This window comes from Streptacidiphilus pinicola (genome assembly GCF_003258295.1).
Lineage (GTDB): Bacteria > Actinomycetota > Actinomycetes > Streptomycetales > Streptomycetaceae > Streptacidiphilus > Streptacidiphilus pinicola.
This window is the reverse complement of record NZ_QKYN01000039.1, coordinates 28,493-49,607: the sequence shown is the minus strand read 5'-3', so window position 1 is coordinate 49,607 and position 21,115 is coordinate 28,493. Positions and strand designations below refer to the sequence as shown.

Sequence of the window (21,115 nt, the reverse complement as noted above, 5' to 3'; positions counted from 1 at the left end):
GTGCGCGTGCTGCTGACCGGACACCAGGGCTACCTGGGCACCGTGATGGCCCCGATCCTCACCGCCGCCGGACACGAGGTCGTCGGCCTCGACGCCGGCCTCTTCGCCGACTGCGTGCTGGGCCCGACGCCCGCCGACCCGCCCGGGGTGCGGGTGGACCTGCGCGACGTCACGGCCGACCACCTGGCGGGCGTGGACGCGGTGATCCACCTGGCCGCGCTCTCCAACGACCCGCTGGGGTCGCTGGCGCCCGAGCTCACCTACGACATCAACCACCGCGCGTCCGTGCGGCTGGCCCGGCTGGCCCGCGACGCCGGGGTACGACGGTTCCTGTACGCCTCGACCTGCTCGGTCTACGGAGCCGCCGGCGGCGACGACCTGGTCGCCGAGGACGCCCCGCTGCGCCCGGTGACGCCCTACGCGGAGTCCAAGGTGCGGGTGGAGGACGACCTGCACGCGCTGGCCGACGGGGACTTCACCCCGGTGTACATGCGCAACGCCACCGCGTTCGGCCACTCGCCCCGGCTCCGCGCCGACATCGTGCTGAACAACCTGGTGGGCCACGCCTGCCTGTCCGGCGAGGTCCGGGTGCTCTCCGACGGCACCCCGTGGCGCCCGCTGGTGCACGCCGCCGACATCGCGCGGGCCTTCACGGCCGCCCTCGAAGCGCCCCGGGAGGCGGTGCACGACCGGGCGTTCAACATTGGCAGCGAGAGCAACAACGTCACGGTCGCCGAGATCGCCGGTCAGGTCGCCGAGGCCGTCGCCGGGTCACAGGTGGTGATCACCGGGGAGACCGGCGCCGACCCGCGCTCGTACCGGGTGGACTTCTCCCGGTTCCGCGCCGCGGTGCCCGGCTTCGACTGCGAGTGGTCGGTCAAACGCGGCGCGCTCGAACTCGCCGACGCCTACCGGGCCCACGGGCTGACCGCGGTGGACTTCGAGCGGCGCTTCACCCGGCTGGCCGTGCTCCGCGCGGCCGCCGAGGCCGGGTCCGTCGACGAGACCCTGCGGTGGCGCCGATGAGCTCGACCGGCGAGGACATGTACGGGCTGGTGGAGCGGCTGTACCCGCTCTGCCGGAGCATCACCGGCGACGGGGTGCGCGCCACCCTGGACATCGTCGGCGAGTACCTGCCGCTGGACGTGCACGAGGTGCCGACGGGGACTCAGGTGCTCGACTGGACGGTGCCGCAGGAGTGGAACATCCGCGACGCGTACGTCGCCGACACCACCGGCCGCCGGGTCGTCGACTTCGCCGCGTCCAACCTCCACGTGCTCGGCTACAGCGTGCCGGTGTCGGCCACCATGCCGCTCGCCGAGCTCCGCGCCCATCTGCACACCCTGCCGGAGCAGCCGACCCTGGTGCCCTACCGCACCAGCTACTACGCGCCGACGTGGGGGTTCTGCCTGTCCCAGGAGACCCTGGACGCGCTGCCGGACGGCGAGTACGAGGTGCGGATCGACTCCACCCTCGCGGACGGCCACCTCACCTACGCCGAGCACGTGGTGCCCGGTCAGGTCGCCGAGGAGGTGATCGTCTCCTGCCACGTCTGCCACCCCTCGCTGGCCAACGACAATCTGGCCGGGATCGCGGTGGCGACCTTCCTGGCCCGGGAGTTGGCGGAGCGGACCCCGTGGTACACCTACCGCTTCCTGTTCGCCCCCGGCACCATCGGGGCGATCACCTGGCTGGCCCGCAACCGAGTGGAACGGGTCCGCCACGGGCTGGTGCTGGCCTGCGCGGGCGACCCCGGGCAGCTGACGTACAAGCGGAGCAGGCGCGGCGACGCGGACATCGACCGGGTGCTGCAGCACGTGCTGACCGCATCCGAACGCCCGCACCGCGTCGTGGAGTTCACGCCCTACGGCTACGACGAGCGGCAGTTCTGCTCACCCGGCTTCGACCTCGGCGTGGGCTCGCTCACCCGGACCCCGTACGCCGGCTACCCCGAGTACCACACCTCGGCGGACAACCTGGACTTCGTCTCCCCGGAGGCGATGGCCGACACCCTGGCCGTCTGCCGCGAGGCCTGCGCGGTGCTGGACCGCAACCGGCGCTACCTCAACCTCAGCCCCTACGGCGAACCGCAGTTGGGCCGCCGAGGGCTGTACGGGTCGCTCGGCGGCCGCAGCGACGCGAAGGACGCCCAGTTGGCCATGCTGTGGGTGCTCAACCTCTCCGACGGAGAGCACAGCCTGCTGGACGTCGCCGAGCGGTCCGGCCTGCCGTTCGCGTCGGTGGCCGCCGCGGCCGACGCCCTGGACGAGGCCGGGCTGATCAAGGCGGGGAGCCCGTGACCACGGACAGCGGGACGGCGCCGCCGGGGACCGCGACCGGAGCCGCCCCCGCCTGGCGGACCGCCACGCGGGCCGTGGCCGGCCGGCTGTCCTGGGGGCTGGCCGACCAGGCGGCCTGCAGCCTCAGCAACTTCGCGGTGGGGATCTATGTCGCCCGCTCGCTGGGGCTGGCCGCCTTCGGTGTGTTCAGCCTGGCGTGGGCGACCTACGGCGTGGTCATCAACGTCTCCCGCGGTCTGGCCACCGACCCGCTCATGGTGCGCTTCAGCGGTGTGCCGGTCGCGTCCTGGCGCGGAGCGGTGGCCAAGGCGACGGGCACCGCGCTCGGGGTCGGGGCCGCGCTCGGCACGGCGTGTCTGGTGCTCGGCCTGGGCGTCGGCGGCCAGGTGGGGTCCGCGTACGTGAGCCTCGGCGTCATCCTGCCGGGCCTGCTGCTCCAGGACGCCTGGCGGTTCTCGTTCTTCGCGGCCGGCACCGGGCGGAAGGCGTTCGCCAACGACGTCGTCTGGGGCGTGGCGTTGATCCCGGCCATGGTGGTGGCGGCCCGGGTGGGCAGCGTGGCCGCCTTCCTGCTCGCCTGGGGCGCCTCCGCCGCGGTGGCCGCGGGCTACGGCTGCCTCCAGTCCGGCCTCCGGCCGCAGGTGACCGGAGTGCGCGGATGGCTGCGCGAGCAGCGCGACCTCGGCTACCGGTACCTGGTCGAGAACGTCAGCCTCAGCGGCGCGTACCAGCTGCGGGCGTCCGGACTCACCGCGCTCGTCGGGGTCAGCGCGGTGGGGGTGGTCCGGGGCGTCGAGCTGCTGCTCGGGCCGTTCTACGCGGTGCTGACCGGGCTGTCCCTGGTCACCGTGGCGGAGGCGGCGCGGGTGCTGCGGCGGGCCCCGCACCGGCTGGGCCAGTTCTGCCTGCTGCTCAGCGTCGGGCAGGCCGTCGCGGCGCTGCTCTGGGGCGGGGCGCTGCTGCTGATGCCGGACCGGGTCGGCCACCTCCTGCTCGGCGGGGTCTGGCACTCCTCCGAGCAGCTCATCGTGCCGGCCACCCTCAGCGTCGCCGGCGCCAGCCTCGGCATCGGCGCGACGGCCGGGCTGCGCGCGCTCGGCGTGGCCCGGCGCAGCCTGCGCGGCCAGCTTTTCGCCTCCGCCTGCTACGCGGGCGGCGGGATCGGCGGGGCGGCCGTGGCCGGCACCGTCGGCTCCGCCTGGGGCGCCGCCGCCGCGACCTTCAGCGGCTCGGTCGTGTGGTGGCTGCAACTGCGGACCGCCCTGCGCGAGCACCAAGAGAACCCATCCGTGAAGTGAGGACGCCATGACCGCGCCCAGGACCGCCCGGCCCCGGCTGAGCATCGGCCTGCCCGTCTACAACGGCGAGGAGTACCTCGCCGAGTCGCTCGACGCCCTGCTGGGCCAGACCTTCGAGGACTTCGAACTCGTCATCTCGGACAACGCCTCGACCGACGGGACCGCGGACATCTGCCGCCGGTACGCCGCGCGGGACTCGCGCATCCGCTACCTGCGGCTGCCCCGGAACATCGGGGCCGCGCCGAACCACGGCCACGTCTTCGACGAGAGCCGCGGCGAGCTGTTCAAGTGGGCCTCGCACGACGACCTCTACGCCCGGGACCTGCTGCGGCGCTGCGTGGAGGCGCTGGACGAGCGACCGGGGGTGATCCTCGCGCACGCCGACGAGGCCGTCGTCGACGAGGACGGCAAGGTCAAGGTCCCCTACGAGTACCGGATCGCCACCGACTCGCCCCGCGCGCCCGAGCGCTTCCGCAGCCTGCTGTTCGAGCCCGGCGGCGACGACTACTACGGGGTGATCCGCGCCGACGTGCTGCGCCGGGTGAAGCCGCTCGACAGCTACCACCACGCCGACCGCACCTTCGTCGCCGAGATCGCCCTGCACGGGCCGTTCCACCAGGTGCCGGAGCTGCTGTACTTCCGCCGCGACCACCCCACCCGCGCCGAGCGGGCCAACCCGGACAAGCGCTCCCGCTGCGTCAACCTCGACCCGCGCCGGGCCGGGCCGCTGCACCCGACACCCCGTCTGCTCGCCGAGTACGTCTGGGGTTTCGTCTCGGTGGTCCGGCGGGCGCCGCTGAGCCCGGCCGACAAGCGCGCCTGCTACCGCCACCTGGTCGACTGGGCGGCCAGCCGGGCCCGGCCCGGAGCCGGCGAGCGGGTCGAGGACCGCGCCCCGGTCGACCCCGGCCTGCTCAGCGTCTCCGTCGACGAGCTGGTCGCCGGGCGCGAGGGGAGGCGGGCATGACCTCCGCGAACGGGACCCGAACTCCGGTGCGGATCGGGGTGTTCGGGCTGCTCGGCTCCGGCAACCTGGGCAACGACGGCTCCTTGGAGGCCCTGCTCGGCCACCTGAGCGCCGAGCACCCGGAGGCCGTTGTGGACGCGCTGTGCGGCGGGCCCGAGTTCGTCTCCGCCCGGTTCGGGATCCCCGCGACACGCATGCACTGGAACCGCGGCGAGTACCGCACCGCCTCGCGGGCGGGCGCCCTCGCGACGAAGAGCCTCGGCAAACTCCTCGACGTCGCCCGCACTGCCGCGTGGGTGCGCCGGCACGACGTGGTGATCGTGCCGGGCATGGGCGTCCTGGAGGCCACGCTGCCGTTGCGCCCCTGGGGCTTCCCCTACGCGCTGTTCCTGCTCTGCGCGACCGGCCGGCTGTTCGGCACCCCGGTCGCGCTGGTCAGCGTCGGCGCCGCCGTGATCGGCAACCCGGCGACCCGCGCCCTGGTGCGCTGGTCGGCGCGGCTGGCCCGGTACCGGTCCTACCGGGACGCCCCGTCCCGGGAGGCGATGCGGGCGATGGGCGTGAACACCGCGCGCGACGGGGTCTACCCGGACCTCGCCTTCGCGCTGCCCACCCTTCCGGCGAGCGCCCCCGCGGACCCGCGCGGACCCGTCTGCGTCGGCGTCATGGACTACCACGGCAGCGACGACGACCGCGCCCGGGCGGACGAGATCCACCGGCGCTACCTCGACGGGACGATCCGTTTCGTCCGCACGCTGGTCGAGGACGGCCGGCCGGTCCGACTGCTGTACGGCGACGGGGTGGACGCGCCGGTGGTCGCCGCGATCCTCGACGCGGTGCCCTCGCCGCTGCTCACCGCCGCCGACGTGACCTCGCTGGCCGACCTGATGAAGGAGACGGCGGCCGCCGCGACCGTGGTGGCGATCCGCTACCACAACCTGATCTCCGCCTTGAAGGTCGGCACGCCCACCCTCGCCCTCAGCTACGCGGCCAAGACCGAGGCGCTGATGGCGGACCTGGGGCTGGCCGCGTACTGCCACCCGGCCCGCGCCGTCGACGCCGACCGACTGCTGGAGCAGTTCCGGGAGTTGGAACGGCACTCGGCACAGCTGCGGCAGACCCTCGCCGAGCGGAACGTGGTCGCCGCCCGGCGCGTCCAGGACCAGTTCACCGATCTGACCGCGGCTCTCTTCCCGGTCGCCCAGGAGGCCCGATGAAAGCGACCGAGGTCCCGGCCATCGCCGGCGCGTACCTCTTCGAGCCGACACCGCACGCGGACGAACGCGGCTTCTTCTGCCGCACCTTCGACGCCGACGTGCTCCGCTCCGTGGGCCTGGACCCGGACGCCTTCGTCCAGGACAGCGTCTCCCGCTCGGTCGAGGGCGTCCTGCGCGGGCTGCACCTGCGCTCCGGCGCCGGCGAGGCCAAGCTGGTGCGCTGCTCCTACGGCAAGGTCTTCGATGTCGTCGTGGACCTGCGGCCGGGCTCGCCGACCTATCGCAACCGGGCCTTCTTCGAGCTGTCCGGCGAGACCCAGACCACCCTCTACGTCCCGGCGGGCTGCGCCCACGGCTTCCAGGCGCTGACCGGGACTGCCGACGTCTCCTACCGGATCGACCGGCCGCACGATCCGGCCGAGGACGTGACGATCGCCTTCGACGACCCCGAACTCGCCATTCCCTGGCCGCTGCCGGTCACCTCCATGTCCAAGCGGGACGCGGACGCACCCCGGCTCGCCGAGGTCGTCCGAACGAACGAGAAGTGAGGTCGGTGTGCACTCCGAAGAGCTCCTCCTGCCCCGCTCGCGGCAGGCCAACGAGCGACTGCACGCCCTGATCCCCGGGGGCGCGCACACCTACGCCAAGGGCGACGACCAGTACCCCGAGAACCTCGCGCCGGTCATCAGCCACGGCCGCGGCGCCCACGTCTGGGACGTCGACGGCAACCGGTACGTCGAGTACGGCTCCGGCCTGCGGTCGGTCAGCCTCGGCCACGCCCACCCGCGCGTCACCGAGGCGGTGCGGCGGGAGCTCGACCGCGGCAGCAACTTCGTCCGGCCGTCCATCCTCGAGGTCGAGGCCGCGGAGCTCTTCCTGGCCACGGTGCCGACCGCGGAGATGGTGAAGTTCGCCAAGAACGGCTCCGACGTCACCACCGCCGCGGTACGCCTCGCCCGCGCCGTCACCGGACGTCCGCTGGTGGCCGTCTGCGCCGACCACCCGTTCTTCTCCGTCGACGACTGGTTCATCGGCACCACGCCGATGTCCGCCGGCATCCCGGCGGAGACCACCGCGCTCACCGTGGCCTTCCCCTACGGGGACCTGGCCGCCACGGAGGCCCTGCTGGCCCGGCACCAGGGGGAGGTGGCGTGCCTGATCCTCGAACCCGCCACCGCCACCGAGCCTCCGCCCGGGTACCTCGCCGGGCTGCGCGAGCTGGCCGACCGGCACGGCTGCGTCCTGGTCTTCGATGAGATGATCACCGGCTTCCGCTGGTCCGAGGCCGGCGCCCAGGGCCTCTACGGCGTCACCCCGGATCTCTCCACCTTCGGCAAGGCGCTCGGCAACGGGTTCGCCGTCGCCGCGCTGGCCGGGCGCCGCGAGCTGATGGAGTGGGGCGGGCTGCGCCACTGCGGCGAGCGGGTCTTCCTGCTGTCCACCACGCACGGCGCGGAGACGCACGCGTTGGCCGCGGCGATGGCCGTGCTCGACACCTATGTCGAGGAGGGCGTCAGCGCCCGGCTGGCCGCCCTCGGCGAACGCCTGGCCGCCGGTGTCCGCCAGGCCGCGGCCACCATGGGCGTCGGCGAGCACGTCGTCGTCCGCGGCCGGGCCGCCAACCTGGTCTTCGCCACCCTCGACGAGCAGCGGCAGCCGTCGCAGTCCTACCGCACCCTGTTCCTGCGCCAGCTCCTGCTGGGCGGGGTGCTGGCCCCGTCGTTCGTGGTGAGCAGCGCGCTCGGCGAGGACGACGTCGACCGCACCGTCGAGGCGGTGGCCCAGGCCTGCGCGGTGTACCGGAAGGCCCTGGACGCCGCCGATCCCACCCCCTGGACGGGCGGGCGACCGGTGAAACCCGCCTTCCGTCGCCGGGTGTGAGCCGACGTCAGCGCCGCCCCGGCCGAGCGGCGTCGACGGTCCGGTCGATCAGCCAGGCGGTCGCCGGAAGCACCGTCAGTGCGGTGCACCAGCCGGCGAGTGCGTCGGTCGGGTAGTGCGCGCCCAGGGAGACCTGGGCCCAGCCCGCGGCGGCCCCGGCGACCAGCGCCGCGGTGAGGACGAGCAGCGTGCCGGCCGTCCTGCCCAGCCGGGCCCGGCCGGTCACCGGCAGCGCCACCGCGAGGGCGAGCGCGGTCAGCAGGGCGGTGTGCCCGCTCGGGTAGGAGAGGTTGTCGCCGTGGATGGTGCGCCCCACCAGGTGCTTGAGCAGCGTCGTCGTCACCACCGTCAGGCCGGCGCCGACGACCACGAGCGCCGCCGCGCGAGGACCGCGCAGCGGCAGGCAGCCCACCGCGAGGACGCCGACCAGCAGCACCGCGCCGACCGGTTGCCCCAGGAAGTCCAGCGCCAGCGCGATGGTCCGCCACGGCGAGGAGAGCTCGGTCGAGGCGGGCTGGACCCAGGTGTCCACCCGGCCCGGCTCGCTGTGGCTCGCGGAGACGACCCCGAGCAGCACGACCACGAGCGCGCCGAGCGCGGCGGCCAGGCCGAGCGGTGCGCGCAGTGACGCGGGCAGCGCCGGAGGCGGAGTCGCTCGGACGTCCGGGCGGCTCCGGGTCTCCGTCACGTTCCCCACCGCCCCCGTGCGGACCTCCGCGCCGCAGCAGGCGCAGGTCATCGTGACGCTCAACTCATGTGCTGGTCAAGAGTCCTGGATGTCGCCGTCGACGTAGACCCAGGCGCCGTCCTCGCGGCGGAAACGGCTGTTCTCGTGGAGCACCCCGCCGCCCCGGCCCTCGCGGAAGTGGGCGCGGAACTCGACCGTGCCCTGCTGGTGGAAGGGGCCGCCTTCCGTCGTGCCCACGATCTCCAGGCGCTCCCAGCGCAGGTCCGGCTCGAGATCGATCGCCGGCGGACGCGTCTCCGGGGCCCAGGTGCGCAGCAGGTAGGGAACCTCGCGCTTGGCGAAGGCCGAGAAGCGGGAGCGCATCAGGGCTTCGGCGGTCGGGGCCTGGGCGTTGCCCGCGTGGAAGGGGCCGCAGCAGAAGGCGTAGGGGCGGCCGGTGCCGCAAGGGCAGAGGGCGGTGCTGGTCATGGGGTCATTCTGCCGCGTGGGCGCGCGCGTGCCGGACGAGGCGGAGTGCGACGGACGGAGCGGCGGTCCAGTGGAGGTGGAGGTAGGAGGCGTGCAGGGACGGGGAGGTGAAGCCCTCGGTGGTCAGCTTGCCGTCGTGGGGGCGCCAGCCCCAGGCAGGGGAGGGGCCGGATCCGGGGACGGTGCGGGTGCGGTGGAACTCGTGTCCCGGGAGGCGCAGGCCCGCCGGCGCGAGGGGGCTGTCGCTGAGGGCGACGGCCTCGCGGTAGCCGAGGGTGAGGCGGGGGGACATGCACGCCTCCGCGTCGAGGACGCCGCACATGGGGGCGCCGTCCAGCGAGCGGCAGAGATAGAGGAGCCCGGCGCACTCCGCCGCGATCGGCGCCCCGGACGCCGCGAGAGCGGTGATCTCGTCGCGGAGCGCCTGGTTGGCGGAGAGCTCCGACGCGTAGATCTCCGGGAAGCCGCCGCCGACGACGAGGGCGGACGCGCGCTCGGGCAGCTTCTCGTCGTGCAGCGGGTCGAAGGTGACCACCTCCGCACCGGCGGCGGTGAGCAGCTCGGCGTTCTCGGCGTAGGAGAACGAGAACGCCGCACCGCCCGCCAACGCGATCACGGGACGCGGCTGTGACGCGTGCTCAGGATCGAGAGCGGTGATCTCCTCCACCGGATCCCACGGCAGGTCCGGCAAAGCGGGTGCGCTGCGAGCCAGGGCGAGCAGCGCGTCCAGGTCCACCCCGGCGGCCACCAGCTCGCCCATCGCCCGAACGGCCTCCAGCGCCGCCGCGTCCCGCTCGACCGCCGGCACCAGCCCCAGGTGGCGCGACGGCGTCGCCACCGCGTCCGTCCGCCGCAGCGCGCCGAGCACCGGCACGCCGCCGCCCTCCTCCAGCGCCTCCCGCAGCATCGCCTCGTGCCGGTCGGAGGCGACCCGGTTGAGGATCACCCCGCCCAGCCGCACCTCGGGATCCCAGGACGCGAAGCCGTGCACCAGTGCGGCCACGGACCGGCTCTGCGAGGAGCCGTCCACGACCAGGACCACCGGCGCCCGCAGCAACTTGGCGACGTGCGCCGTGGACGCCAACTCGCCCCGTCCGGCCGCGCCGTCGAACAGGCCCATCACGCCCTCGACGACGGCCACGTCCGCCCCGGCCGCGCCGTGCAGGAACAGCGGCGCGATCCGCTCGGGGCCGCTCATGAAGGCGTCCAGGTTGCGCCCCGGACGGCCGGTGGCGAGCGCGTGGTAGCCGGGATCGATGTAGTCGGGCCCGACTTTGTGTGGGGAGACCCGCAGGCCGCGCGCGGTCAGCGCCGCCATCAGGCCCGTCGCCACGGTCGTCTTGCCGCTGCCCGAGGCGGGCGCGGCCAGGACGACGCGCGGCACGTCCGCTACCACTCGATGCCCCGCTGCCCCTTGCGGCCGGCGTCCATCGGGTGCTTCACCTTGGTCATCTCGGTGACCAGGTCGGCGGCCTCGACGAGCTTCTCGGGCGCGTAGCGGCCGGTGATGACGACGTGCTGCGAGCCGGGCCGATCGGCCAGCACCTCCAGCACCTCGTCCACGTCGATCCAGCCCCAGTGCATCGGGTAGGTGAACTCGTCGAGCACGTAGAAGCGGTAGGTCTCGGCGGCGAGGTCGCGCTTGACCTGCTCCCAGCCCTCGCGCGCCGCGTCCTCGGACTCGGCGATCTCGCGCTGGACCCAGGACCAGCCCTCGCCCATCTTGTGCCACGAGACGGTGCCGCCCTCGTCGCTCGCACCGAGGACCTTCAGCGCGTGCTCCTCGCCGACCTTCCACTTGGCGGACTTGACGAACTGGAACACCCCGATCGGCCAGCCCTGGTTCCAGGCACGCAGCGCCATGCCGAAGGCGGCAGTCGACTTGCCCTTGCCGGGGCCGGTGTGGACGGCCAGCACGGGCAGGGTGCGGCGCTGACGCGTGGTCAGGCCGTCGTCGGGAACGCTGGTCGGCTGTCCCTGGGGCATCGCTACGCCGCCTTCTTCTGCATCGTCTTCTGCGTCGTCATCGTCTGTACCAGCGCGGTCATGGTGTCCGCGCGCAACTCGTCCAGCCGGACGGCCGGGGCCTGCAGGTGACCGGCCAGCTCGCCGGCCAGTCCGAGCCGCACCGGACCGCTCTCGCAGTCCACCACCACGCTCGCCGCGCCGGACGCGGCCAGCAGCCCCGCGGCGCGCCGGGCGTCGTCCAGCGCGGAGCGGGCGCCGGTCGCGCGGCCGTCCGTCACCAGCACAACGAGCGGACGGCGCAGCGGATCGCGCAGCCGCTCGACGCGGAGCGTCTCGTGGGCGCGCAGCAGCCCCGCCGCGAGCGGTGTCCGGCCGCCCGTCGGCAGCAGCTCCAGCCGCGCCGCGCCCGCCTCGACCGAGGAGGTGGGCGGCAGCAGCAGCTCGGCGCTCGCGCCGCGGAAGGAGATCATCCCGATCTTGTCCCGGCGCTGGTAGGCGTCCATCAGCAGGGAGAGCACCGCGCCCTTGACCGCCGACATCCGCTGCCGCGCGGCCATCGAGCCCGAGGCGTCGACGACGAAGAGGACGAGGTTGCCTTCGCGGCCCTCGCGCACCTGTTGGCGGAAGTCGTCACGGCGCAACACCAGCGCGCGCCCGTCGCGCCCGCGCGCGAGCTGGTGCGGAGCGGCGGCCTGGAGCGTGGCGGACAGGTGCAGGCGCTGGAGCGCGCCGGTGGGGCGCGCCGCGCGGATGGTGTGCCCGCCGTCGGTCTCGGCGCGCGAGCGGCGGCCCTGCACGCCCTGACCGGTGCCGGGCACCTTGAACAGCCGCGTCCGGTAGGGCTGGTCGGCCGCGACCGGCGTCGCCTCGCGCGGAGCGGGCGCCCCGGCGGTGGGCTGCGGCTGATCCGAGGCGGGGGTATCGGCCGGGCTCTCGGGAGCGGACGCCTCCGACTCCGGTCCGCCGGGTGCGTCCTGGCCCCCGCCTCCGCCACCACCGCCGTTGTCGGGACCGTCCGGGCCGTCACCATCGGGGTCGCCGTCGGGGTCCGTCTCACCGTCTTCGGAGTCCGCGGTCTCGCCCGCGAACTGCTGGAGCGTCTCGTCCAGCTTCTCCTCGTCCAACCCCGGTGCGTCGAACGGGTTGCGGCGTCGCCGATGCGGCAGCGCCAGCTGCGCGGCGACGCGGACGTCCTCGGCCAGCACCTGCGTGCGGCCGGCCCAGGCGGCCAGCGCGACGGCCGTACGGGCCATCACGATGTCCGCGCGCAGCCCGTCCACCTCGAACGCCGCGCAGACGGCGGTGATCTGACGCAGCGCCGCATCGCCGAGCACCACCTGCGGCAGCAGCTCCCGTGCGGTGACGATGTGCTGGGCCAACGCCCGTTCCTCGTCACGCCAGCGTGCGGCGAAGCCGTCCGGGTCGGCGTCGTAGCCGAGGCGACGCCGCACGACCTCCGCGCGCTGCTCGGGCTCGCGGGTGGCGGCGATCTCGACGGTCAGCCCGAAGCGGTCCAGCAGCTGCGGCCGCAGCTCGCCCTCCTCCGGGTTCATCGTCCCGACGAGCAGGAACCGGGCGGCGTGCCGCACCGACACGCCCTCGCGCTCCACGTAGGAGCGACCCATCGCGGCCGCGTCGAGCAGCAGGTCCACGAGGTGGTCGTGGAGCAGGTTGACCTCGTCGATGTAGAGCACGCCCCGATGAGCCGCTGCCAACAGGCCCGGCTCGTAGGCCTTGACGCCCTCGGCGAGGGCACGCTCCAGGTCCAGCGAACCGACGATGCGGTCCTCGCTGACACCGACCGGCAGTTCGACCAGCGAGGTCGGGCGCTCGTCCGCCACGGTGCCCACGTGCGGCCCGTCCGGGCACTGCCGGTCCGGCGACGCGGGGTCGCAGGCGAAGCGGCAGCCGGACACGACGCCGATCGCGGGCAGCAGCCCGGCCAGCGCGCGGACCATGGTCGACTTGGCGGTGCCCTTCTCGCCGCGCACCAGCACCCCGCCGACCTGCGGCGAGACGGCGTTCAGCAGCAGCGCGAGCCGCAGGTCGTCCATGCCGACGACGGCGGTGAACGGGTAGCGGGCGTCCTGGTTCTCGGTGGTGGTCACTCCGCGTCCCCTTCCAGGTCGCCTTCGAGCTCCAGATAGGTCGCTCGCAGCCGGTCCAGCGTCTCCTGGTCGGGTTCGGCCCAGAGCTTGCGCTCGGCCGCCTCCAACAACCGTTCGGTGATGCCGCGCAGCGCCCAGGGGTTGGACGTGCGCATGAACTCCTGGTTGGTGGGGTCGAAGACGTACTCCGCCGCCAGCTTCTCGTACATCCAGTCGTCGACGACGCCCGCCGTGGCGTCGTAGCCGAACAGGTAGTCGACGGTCGCGGCCATCTCGAACGCGCCCTTGTAGCCGTGGCGGCGCATGGCCGCCATCCAGCGCGGGTTGACCACGCGGGCGCGGAAGACGCGGTGCGTCTCCTCGCCCAGGGTGCGGGTCTTGACCTGGCTCGGCGTGGCGCTGTCGCCGACGTAGGCGGCGGGGGAGTCGCCGGTGAGGTGACGGACCATCGCCACCATGCCGCCGTGGTACTGGAAGTAGTCGTCCGCGTCGACCAGGTCGTGCTCCCGCGTGTCGACGTTCTTCGCCGCCACGGAGATGCGGCGGAACGCCTGCTCCATGTCCCCACGGGCGGCTCGGCCGTCGAGGCCGCGGCCGTAGGCGTAGCCGCCCCAGACGGCGTAGACCTCGGCCAGGTCGGCGTCGGAGCGCCAGTTGCGGGCGTCGATCAGCGGCAGCAGGCCCGCGCCGTAGGCACCGGGCTTGGAGCCGAAGATGCGGGCGGTGGCGCGGCGGCGGTCGCCGTGCTCGACCGTGTCCTCGTCCACGTGCGCCCGCACGTAGTTGGCGTCGGCGGGCTCGTCCAGCTCCGCCACGGCCCGCACCGCGTCGTCCAGCAGCGCGACGACGTGCGGGAAGGCGTCGCGGAAGAAGCCGGAGATGCGGACGGTCACGTCGATGCGCGGACGGCCCAGCTCCGCGAGCGGCACGACCTCGAAGCCCGTGACGCGCCGCGAGGCGTCGTCCCAGACCGGGCGGCAGCCGAGCAGCGCCAGGATCTCGGCGATGTCGTCGCCCTGGGTGCGCATGCAGGAGGTGCCCCAGACCGTGAGGCCCACGGACTTGGGGTAGGCGCCGGTGTCCTGGAGGTAGCGCGCGACGAGCGAGTCCGCGAGCGCATGCCCGACCTCCCAACTCAGGCGCGACGGGATGGCCTTCGGGTCGACCGAGTAGAAGTTCCGGCCCGTCGGCAGCACGTTGACCAGCCCGCGCGTCGGCGAGCCGGACGGGCCGGCGGGCACGTAGCCGCCGCGCAGCGCGCGCAGGATGTGGTCCAACTCGTCGGTGGTGCGGGCCAGTCGGGGCACGACCTCCTCGGCCGCGAACTCCAGCACCGCGACGGCGGTGTCGAGTGGTCCGCCCAGCACCTCCAGCACCAGGCCCGGAGCGGCCTCGACCGCCCAGCCCCGCGCCTCCATGCCCTCGGCGAGCCGCCGGCACAGCTGCTCCAGCAGGTCCAGCGCGTCGGCGCCCGTCCGTGCCGGGCCGTCCACGAGCACCCGCAGCTGCGGCGAGACCGTCACGACCGCGCCCGGCTCGCCCAGCAACTCCTTCTCGACCAGCCCGAAGTGGGTGGCCAGCGCGGCCCGCAGGCCGGGCAGCGCGTCCGCGCGCCCGCCCCAGATCTGCGCCGAACGCAGCACCGCCAGCACCAGGTTGACGCGCGCCTCGTCCACCGGGCCGCCGCCCAGGATGTGCAGGCCGTCGCGGATCTGCACGTCCTTGATCTCGCACAGGTAGCCGTCGATGTGCATGACGAACGAGTCGAACTCGTCGTCGTCCGGCTGCTCGTCCACGTGCAGGTCGTGGTGGAGCTCGGCGGCCTTGACGAGGGTCCAGATCTGCGCGCGGACAGCCGGGGCCTTGGTCGGGTCCAGGTCGCTGACCAGCGCGTACTCGTCCAGCAGCTGCTCCAGCTTGGCCAGGTCGCCGTAGGTGTCGGCGCGCGCCATCGGCGGCACCAGATGGTCGACGATGGTGGCGTGCCCGCGCCGCTTGGCCTGCGTGCCCTCGCCGGGGTCGTTCACGATGAACGGGTAGATCAGCGGCAGTTCGCCCAGCACCGCGTCCGGCGCGCAGCCCCGCGACAGGCCGAGGCCCTTGCCCGGCAGCCACTCCATCGTGCCGTGCTTGCCCAGGTGCACCACGGCGTCGGCGCCGAAGCCGCCCGACGATGTCGCAGCCTCCAGCCACCGGTAGGCGGCGAGGTAGTGGTGCGACGGCGGCAGGTCGGGGTCGTGGTAGATCGCGATCGGGTTCTCGCCGAAGCCGCGCGGCGGCTGGATCATCAGCACGACGTTGCCGAACGCCAGCGAGGCGAGCACGATCTCGTCGCCGTCGACGTAGAGCTGGCCGGGGGCCTCGCCCCAGTGCTCCAGCACGCCCTCGCGCAACTCCTCGTCCAGCGCGTCGAACCACTGCTGGTAGTCCTTGAGCGGCACGCGCGCGGGCGCGGCCCGCAGCTGTTCCTCCGTCAGCCACTCGACGTCGTGGCCCCCTGCGGCGATGAGCGAATGGATCAGCTCGTCGCCGTTGTCGGGGTAGCCGTCGACGGTGTAGCCGGCGCCGCGCAGCGCGTCGAGCAGGCGGACGGCCGAGGCCGGGGTGTCCAGGCCGACGGCGTTGCCGACGCGGGAGTGCTTGGTCGGGTAGGCGGTGAAGACGATCGCGAGCTTCTTCTCGGCGTTCGGCTTGTGGCGCAGCGCGGCGTGCCGCAGCGCGATCCCGGCGACGCGGGCGGCACGCTCCTCGTCGGCGACGTAGACGGGGATGCCGTCGGCGCCGGTCTCCTTGAAGGAGAAGGGCACGGAGATCAGCCGGCCGTCGAACTCGGGGATGGCGACCTGCATGGCCGCGTCCATCGGCGACAGCGCGGCGTCGGACTCGTCCCAGACGGCACGGGAGGTGGTGAGGCAGAGGCCTTGGACGACGGGGATGTCCAGCTCGGCGAGCTGCCCGACGTCCCAGCTCTCCTCGCCGTCCCCGCCCGCCGAGGCGTCCGCGGCCACCGTCCCGCCGGCCGCCAGCACCGTAGTGACCAGCGCGTCGCACCGGCCCACCAGCTCGAAGAGACCGGCGTCGGCGCCACGCAGCGAACCGCAGTAGATCGGCAGGGCGTTGCCGCCCTTGGCCTCGATCGCCCGCACCAGCGTGTCCACGAACGCGGTGTTCCCCGACAGCTCGTGGGCGCGGTAGAAGAGCACGCCCACGGTGGGACGGCCCTCCCGGACGTCACCGGCGCCCCGCACGCCGTACTGCGGCATGGCCTGCGGAGGCGCGAATCCCTCGCCGGTCAGCAGGACCGTGTCGGACAGGAAGCGGGCCAGCTCCGCGAGGTTGGCCGCGCCGCCCTCGACGAGGTAGCGCAGCGCCTCGGCGACGACGCCCGCGGGGGCCGAGGACAGGCCCATCAGCTCGGCGTCCGGCACGGCCTCGCCGCCCAGCAGCACCGTCGGCACGCCGGAGGCGGCGATGGCGTCCAGGCCGTCCTCCCAGGCGCGGCGGCCGCCGAGCAGGCGGACCACGACGACGTCCGCGTCGGCGAGCAGCCCGGGGAGCTCGGAGGCGACGTCCGTCCGGGTCGGGTTGCCGATCAGGTACCGCGCCCCGGAGGCGCGTGCCGCGAGCAGGTCGGTGTCGGCGGTCGACAGCAGCAGGACCGTGGTCCCGCGCTCCCGGTTCTCAGCCACCCGGTCAACTCCCTCGTTCGTGTTGCTGGTTGGTGCGAATTGATGGCTCATGCGGGCGCCCCCGGCGGCACGAACGGCAGGCCCTGCGGCGCGCCGCCCTCGATCAGCCGCCACAGCGCGTCGGTGTCGGCGTGCTCGGCGATCAGGTCGCCGAGGCGGTCCAGCCGCTCCTCGCGGGCGGCTTCGAAGCAGGTGTCGGGCGCGGGCACGAAGGCGCGCCCGGCGGCCGCGGCGACCTCGCGCAGGAAGCCGCGGCGGAAGCCGTCGTTCTCCAGCGCGCCGTGCCAGGTGGTGCCCCACACGGACCCCGCGCGGCACCCGTCCAGCCACTTCTCGCCGCCCTCGACGGTCCCGGTGCCGTGGTGGATCTCGTAGCCGTGCACGACCTCGCCGTAGCCCTCGCCGACCGGTCGGGCCAGCGTCTTCTCCTGCGCGAACGCGATCCGCACGGGCAGCAGGCCGAGGCCGTCGACCTCGCCCTGCTTCGACTCGAAGCGGTCGTCGATGGTGCGGGCCAGCATCTGGTAGCCGCCGCAGACGCCCAGCACCGGCAGCCCGCGCGCCGCGCGCTCGGTGACGGCCTTGTCCAGGCCCTGGTCGCGCAGCCAGGCCAGGTCGGCGACGGTGGCGCGGGTCCCGGGCAGGACGACCAGGTCGGCGTCGGCCAGCTCCTCGGGGCGCGTCGCCCAGCGGACCAGCACGCCGGGCTCCTGGGCGAGGGCGTCGATGTCGGTGAAGTTCGACAGTCGGGGCAGCCGCACCACCGAGACCCGCAGCACGTCGTCGCCGACGGGCGGGCCGGAGGCGCCGCGGGCCATGACCCCGGCCAGGTCGAGCGAGTCCTCGGCGTCCAGCCACAGGCCCGGCAGCATCGGCAGCACGCCGAGCGCCGGTCGGTGTGTCACCTGGCGCAGCATGTCCAGTCCGGGCCGGAGCAGCCGCGCGTCGCCGCGGAACTTGTTCACCAGCCATCCGGCGATGTGTGCCTGGTCCTCCGCGGACAGCAGCGCCAGCGTGCCGAACATCGAGGCGAAGACGCCGCCCCGGTCGATGTCGCCGACCACGACGACGGGCAGGTCCGCGGCGACGGCGAGGCCCATGTTGGCGATGTCCCGGTCCCGCAGGTTGATCTCGGCGGGGGAGCCGGCGCCCTCACAGATCACCACGTCGTGACGGCTGCGCAGGTCGGCCAGGCAGTCGAGCGCGATGCGCAGCAGCGCGGGCTTGCGGTCGCGGTAGTCGAGCGCGCCGACCTCCGCCACCGGCTTGCCCAGCACCACGACCTGGCTGCGCCCGTCGCCGCCGGGCTTGAGCAGCACCGGGTTCATCGCCGCCTCCGGCTCGACCCCGGCGGCGGCCGCCTGCATCGCCTGGGCCCGGCCGATCTCCGCGCCGTCGAGGGTGACGAAGGAGTTCAGCGACATGTTCTGCGCCTTGAACGGCGCGACCTTGACGCCCTGACGTCTCAGCCAGCGGCAGATCCCCGCCGTGACGACGCTCTTGCCCGCGTCCGAGGTCGTCCCGGCGACCAGCAGTGCCCCACTCACTTGTGCGTCCCCCTCAGCAGTGCCACCGCGACGGTGGTCGCCAGTGCCAGCGCGCCGACCCGGCGCGACAGCCGGCAGGCGCGTTCCACGTCCCCGACCGCGACCGGCCGCAGTTCCGCGCCGAGCACGGGCCGGTGTTCCGTCTTCGCCCCGTACTGGAGCGTGCCCCCGAGCCGGACGCCCAACGCGCCCGCGAAGGCCGCCTCGGCGTGTCCGGCGTTCGGGCTGGGGTGCGAGGCGGCGTCACGCCGCCACACCCGCCACGCGCGCCCCGGGTCCTCGCTCGCGGCCACGGTCAGCAGCCCGGTCAGCCGCGCGCCCGGCCAGCCCGCGACGTCGTCGAGGCGGGCCGAGGCCCAGCCGAAGCGGATCAGCCGCGGGTTGCGGTGCCCGACCATCGCGTCCAGGGTGTTGACGGCCCGAAAGGCCAGCAGGCCGGGCGTGCCGGCCAGGGCGCCCCAGGTCAGCGCGTTGACGACGGCGTCGGCGGTGTTCTCGGCGACGGACTCCACCACGGCGCGCGCGAGCTGCTGCGCGTCCAGGGCGCTCGGGTCGCGCCCGCACAGGTGCGGCAGGCGCTCGCGCGCTGCCGCGACGTCACCCCGCTCCAGCGCACCCGCGATGACGCGCGCCTCGCGCGTGAGTGACGCGCCGCCCAGCACGGTCCACGTCGCGGCGGCGGCGAGCGCCGCCTGCGCCGCGGGCGACCGGCGGGTGGCGCGCTCCGCGGCCAGCGCGGCGGCGGTGACGGCGCCCACGGCGGCGAGGGTGAAGGCGGTCCCGACGCCGCGATGGTCCCGGTAGAGGCGCTGTTCCAACGCGCCCGCGAACCGACCGAAGCCTGCTACGGGGTGACCACGCCTGGGGTCGCCGAACATGGCGTCCGCCGCGTAACCCACCACGGCCCCGAACGCGAATGCGCTGTTGCGCATGGTGCTGGTGCGCACCGGTGCGTGTCCTCACTCAGGGTCCGCGCCCTGGATCGACGATCCGAAGGCGAGAGTCTCCTGGCTTCCGGATCGACGCACCGGCGGGCCTTCCAGCAGCGTCGCGCTGCCGTGGCCGTCGTTCGCAGGTGCTCCCCGGTGACAGTGGCGGGACCGCGCCGGATTCGCACCGGCTTCCTCTCCTTGCCTCCGATTGGCGTAGAGATCCCACCATGTCGCCGGAGGCAGCGTCAACCGGTCCTGCCGGTGTCACCGGTCACGGTCACGCACGGGGCTTGTTGAGCAGTTCTACGGCCTTCTGCAGGGCCTGGTCCGCGGGGCTCGCGGGCGGACGGAGGACGTGGTCCTCGAACCAGGAGAGGCCGAGGATCAGGACGAGTCCCAGCGGGGCGACAAGCAGGCACAAGATGACAGACATGGGCACCCCAAGGTGTCGAATGCTGCTGCGGCCTGGACGGACCCCGATCCGTCCTCCCAACAGAGTCCGACAAAACGGACACATCCGCACCTTTTGAGGGGCGCCCCTGGAGGGTGTCTAGTGCCGTCCTGAGATCACGTCGGCGACGCGCGCAACCGGAGAGGTCGTCGCGCGGCCGCCGCGCTCCTGTGCGTCGGCGAAGTGGTAGGCCGCGTACATGCCGTGGACGCCGAGCCAGCGGAAGGGTTCCGGTTCCCACTTGCGGACCTTGTGGTCCACCCACGGCAGGGCGGTCAGCTCCGTGTGCTCCCCGAGCACCAGATCACGCAGGGTCCGCGCGGCGAGGTTGGTCGTGGTGACGCCGCTGCCGACGTAGCCGCCGGCCCAGCCGAGGCCCGTCGCCGGGTCGACGGCGACGGTGGTGCACCAGTCGCGCGGGACGCCCAGCACGCCGGACCAGGCCTGGTCGATCGGGACACCCCGCGCCGCGGGGAAGAACCGGGTCAGGATCTCCGTCAGCTGCTCGACCGTCCTGGCCTGGGTGGTGCCGTCGTTGTCCGTCCGGGATCCGAAGCGGTAGGGGACGCCGCGGCCGCCCAGCGCGATGCGGTCGTCCGCCGTGCGCTGCGCGTACATGTACGCGTGCGCGAAGTCGCCCAGCGTCTCGCGGCCGCGCCAGCCGACGGAGTCCCAGAACGAGGCCGGCAGCGGCGCGGTGACGATCATGGAGGAGTTCATCGGCAGCCAGGTGCGCTTCTCGCCCTGCAGGTTCGCGGTGAAGCCCTCCGTGCAGCGCAGCACGTACTTCGCCGAGACGGTGCCGCGCCCGGTGACCGCGCGGGCGGGGGCCGCGCCGCGCGCGGGGTGGATCTCGGTGACCGCGGTCTGCTCGTAGATCTTGACACCGAGCCGCTCCGCGGCCTCCGCGAGGCCGCGCACCAGCTTGGCCGGCTGCACGCGCGCGCCGTGCGGGGTCCAACTCCCGCCCAGGGCACCGGCGACGGCGATCCGCTCGGACGCCTCCGCGGCCGTCAGCCGCTGTACGTCCTTCTCGCCGAAGGCGTGCTCGCCCGCGACGAAGGCGTCCAGCCGCTCCAGCTGGGCGGGGGTGAGCGCGACCTCCAGAACGCCGCCCTTGGTCTGGTCGGCGTCGATGTCCTCGGTGTCGCAGACCCGCAGCACCTCGTCCACCGCGGCGTTCATCGCCTGCTGCAGGGCGACGGCGCGCGGCTTGCCGTAGCGCCTGGCGAAGACGGAGCGGCCGGCGAACCCGTTGTAGAGCCAGCCGCCGTTGCGGCCGGAGGCGCCATAGCCGCAGAAGCGCTGCTCCAGGACGGCCACCCGCAGGGTCGGCTCGGCCTGTTTGAGGTAGTAGGCCGTCCACAGGCCCGTGAAGCCGCCGCCGACGACGGCGACGTCCACCTCGACGGAGCCGTCCAGCGCGGGGCGCGGCGCGGGGAGGCCGATCGCGGAGTACCAGAAGGAGACACCGCCGTTGACGGTGGTGGACGTGGTCACTTCAGACCTGCTTCCTCTGTCGTCCCTGGGGAGATCCGGGCACGCTATCCGGGGCTGCGAGCTGCGGCAATGCACAGAGTGTCAAGGTCGGGTCCGTTTCT

16 protein-coding genes, 1 pseudogene and 1 riboswitch are annotated in these 21,115 nt (G+C 73.9%); of the genes and pseudogenes, 7 read left to right on the top strand and 10 right to left on the bottom strand.

Annotation, left to right across the window (positions count from 1 at the left end; all coding sequences use genetic code 11):
- The 7 genes and pseudogenes from DN069_RS10925 to DN069_RS10895 all read left to right on the top strand — a co-directional run bounded on the left by DN069_RS10925 (position 1) and on the right by DN069_RS10895 (position 7,663).
- Positions 1-1,026, top strand: coding sequence for an NAD-dependent epimerase/dehydratase family protein (locus DN069_RS10925; RefSeq protein WP_111500706.1), 1,026 nt, complete (start codon positions 1-3; stop codon positions 1,024-1,026).
- A complete protein-coding gene (locus tag DN069_RS10920) occupies positions 1,023-2,300 on the top strand; it encodes a DUF4910 domain-containing protein (RefSeq protein ID WP_111500726.1) in 1,278 nt (425 codons plus the stop codon). Before DN069_RS10925 ends, DN069_RS10920 begins: the two co-directional genes overlap by 4 nt.
- 74 nt (positions 2,301-2,374) lie before the next feature.
- A pseudogene (locus DN069_RS10915) lies at positions 2,375-3,609 on the top strand (hypothetical protein).
- Positions 3,606-4,565, top strand: a complete 960-nt coding sequence (locus DN069_RS10910; RefSeq protein WP_111500704.1) for a glycosyltransferase family 2 protein — start codon at positions 3,606-3,608, stop codon at positions 4,563-4,565. The pseudogene DN069_RS10915 and the gene DN069_RS10910 overlap by 4 nt, the downstream one beginning before the upstream one ends.
- Complete coding sequence (locus tag DN069_RS10905) at positions 4,562-5,782, top strand: polysaccharide pyruvyl transferase family protein (RefSeq protein ID WP_111500703.1); 1,221 nt, start codon at positions 4,562-4,564, stop codon at positions 5,780-5,782. The genes DN069_RS10910 and DN069_RS10905 overlap by 4 nt, the downstream gene beginning before the upstream one ends.
- Entirely contained in the window at positions 5,779-6,330 is a 552-nt protein-coding gene (locus DN069_RS10900; protein ID WP_111500702.1) for a dTDP-4-dehydrorhamnose 3,5-epimerase family protein, read from the top strand. Before DN069_RS10905 ends, DN069_RS10900 begins: the two co-directional genes overlap by 4 nt.
- A gap of 7 nt (positions 6,331-6,337) precedes the next feature.
- Positions 6,338-7,663, top strand: a complete 1,326-nt coding sequence (locus DN069_RS10895; RefSeq protein WP_111500701.1) for a glutamate-1-semialdehyde 2,1-aminomutase — start codon at positions 6,338-6,340, stop codon at positions 7,661-7,663.
- Positions 7,664-7,670: 7 nt separating this feature from the next.
- On the opposite strand, the gene DN069_RS10890 is transcribed toward DN069_RS10895, so the two are convergent.
- The 10 genes from DN069_RS10890 to DN069_RS10850 all read right to left on the bottom strand — a co-directional run bounded on the left by DN069_RS10890 (position 7,671) and on the right by DN069_RS10850 (position 21,014).
- Positions 7,671-8,351 carry a phosphatase PAP2 family protein gene (locus DN069_RS10890; protein ID WP_243639085.1) on the bottom strand — a complete coding sequence of 227 codons (681 nt, stop codon included), beginning with the start codon at positions 8,349-8,351 and terminating at the stop codon, positions 7,671-7,673.
- A gap of 75 nt (positions 8,352-8,426) precedes the next feature.
- Positions 8,427-8,819: a YchJ family protein gene (locus DN069_RS10885; protein WP_111500699.1), complete on the bottom strand. Its 393-nt coding sequence runs from the start codon at positions 8,817-8,819 to the stop codon at positions 8,427-8,429.
- Between the two features lie 4 nt (positions 8,820-8,823).
- Positions 8,824-10,203, bottom strand: coding sequence for a cobyrinic acid a,c-diamide synthase CobB (locus DN069_RS10880; RefSeq protein WP_424556271.1), 1,380 nt, complete (start codon positions 10,201-10,203; stop codon positions 8,824-8,826).
- A gap of 5 nt (positions 10,204-10,208) precedes the next feature.
- Positions 10,209-10,805 (bottom strand): cob(I)yrinic acid a,c-diamide adenosyltransferase, encoded by a 597-nt coding sequence (gene cobO / locus DN069_RS10875; protein ID WP_111500697.1) that lies wholly within the window; start codon positions 10,803-10,805, stop codon positions 10,209-10,211.
- A gap of 2 nt (positions 10,806-10,807) precedes the next feature.
- Positions 10,808-12,841, bottom strand: a complete 2,034-nt coding sequence (locus DN069_RS10870; protein ID WP_111500725.1) for a putative cobaltochelatase — start codon at positions 12,839-12,841, stop codon at positions 10,808-10,810.
- A 50-nt stretch (positions 12,842-12,891) separates the two neighbouring features.
- Entirely contained in the window at positions 12,892-16,584 is a 3,693-nt protein-coding gene (gene cobN, locus DN069_RS10865) for a cobaltochelatase subunit CobN (RefSeq protein ID WP_243639083.1), read from the bottom strand.
- A gap of 47 nt (positions 16,585-16,631) precedes the next feature.
- Positions 16,632-18,131, bottom strand: coding sequence for a cobyric acid synthase (locus tag DN069_RS10860; protein ID WP_111500695.1), 1,500 nt, complete (start codon positions 18,129-18,131; stop codon positions 16,632-16,634).
- Positions 18,128-19,063, bottom strand: a complete 936-nt coding sequence (locus DN069_RS10855) for a cobalamin biosynthesis protein (protein WP_111500724.1) — start codon at positions 19,061-19,063, stop codon at positions 18,128-18,130. Before DN069_RS10855 ends, DN069_RS10860 begins: the two co-directional genes overlap by 4 nt.
- 46 nt (positions 19,064-19,109) lie before the next feature.
- A riboswitch (cobalamin riboswitch) is annotated at positions 19,110-19,284 on the bottom strand.
- Between the two features lie 56 nt (positions 19,285-19,340).
- On the bottom strand, positions 19,341-19,496 hold the full coding sequence (locus DN069_RS39995; RefSeq protein ID WP_165845464.1) for a hypothetical protein: 156 nt from the start codon (positions 19,494-19,496) through the stop codon (positions 19,341-19,343).
- A 117-nt stretch (positions 19,497-19,613) separates the two neighbouring features.
- The gene (locus DN069_RS10850) at positions 19,614-21,014 is read right to left on the bottom strand and encodes an NAD(P)/FAD-dependent oxidoreductase (RefSeq protein WP_111500694.1); all 1,401 of its coding nucleotides are present in this window, start codon (positions 21,012-21,014) and stop codon (positions 19,614-19,616) included.
- Between the last annotated feature and the right edge of the window lie 101 nt (positions 21,015-21,115).

Excerpts from the sequence above, each read along its gene's own strand:
- DN069_RS10885 (WP_111500699.1), bottom strand. The coding sequence starts at position 8,819 with ATGACCAGCACCGCCCTCTGCCCTTGCGGCACCGGCCGCCCCTACGCC.
- DN069_RS10905 (WP_111500703.1), top strand. The coding sequence starts at position 4,562 with ATGACCTCCGCGAACGGGACCCGAACTCCGGTGCGGATCGGGGTGTTC.
- DN069_RS10855 (WP_111500724.1), bottom strand. The coding sequence starts at position 19,063 with ATGCGCAACAGCGCATTCGCGTTCGGGGCCGTGGTGGGTTACGCGGCG.
- DN069_RS10910 (WP_111500704.1), top strand. The coding sequence starts at position 3,606 with ATGACCGCGCCCAGGACCGCCCGGCCCCGGCTGAGCATCGGCCTGCCC.
- DN069_RS10870 (WP_111500725.1), bottom strand. The coding sequence starts at position 12,841 with ATGGACGACCTGCGGCTCGCGCTGCTGCTGAACGCCGTCTCGCCGCAG.
- DN069_RS10920 (WP_111500726.1), top strand. The coding sequence starts at position 1,023 with ATGAGCTCGACCGGCGAGGACATGTACGGGCTGGTGGAGCGGCTGTAC.
- cobO (WP_111500697.1), bottom strand. The coding sequence starts at position 10,805 with ATGCCCCAGGGACAGCCGACCAGCGTTCCCGACGACGGCCTGACCACG.
- DN069_RS10900 (WP_111500702.1), top strand. The coding sequence starts at position 5,779 with ATGAAAGCGACCGAGGTCCCGGCCATCGCCGGCGCGTACCTCTTCGAG.
- DN069_RS39995 (WP_165845464.1), bottom strand. The coding sequence starts at position 19,496 with ATGTCTGTCATCTTGTGCCTGCTTGTCGCCCCGCTGGGACTCGTCCTG.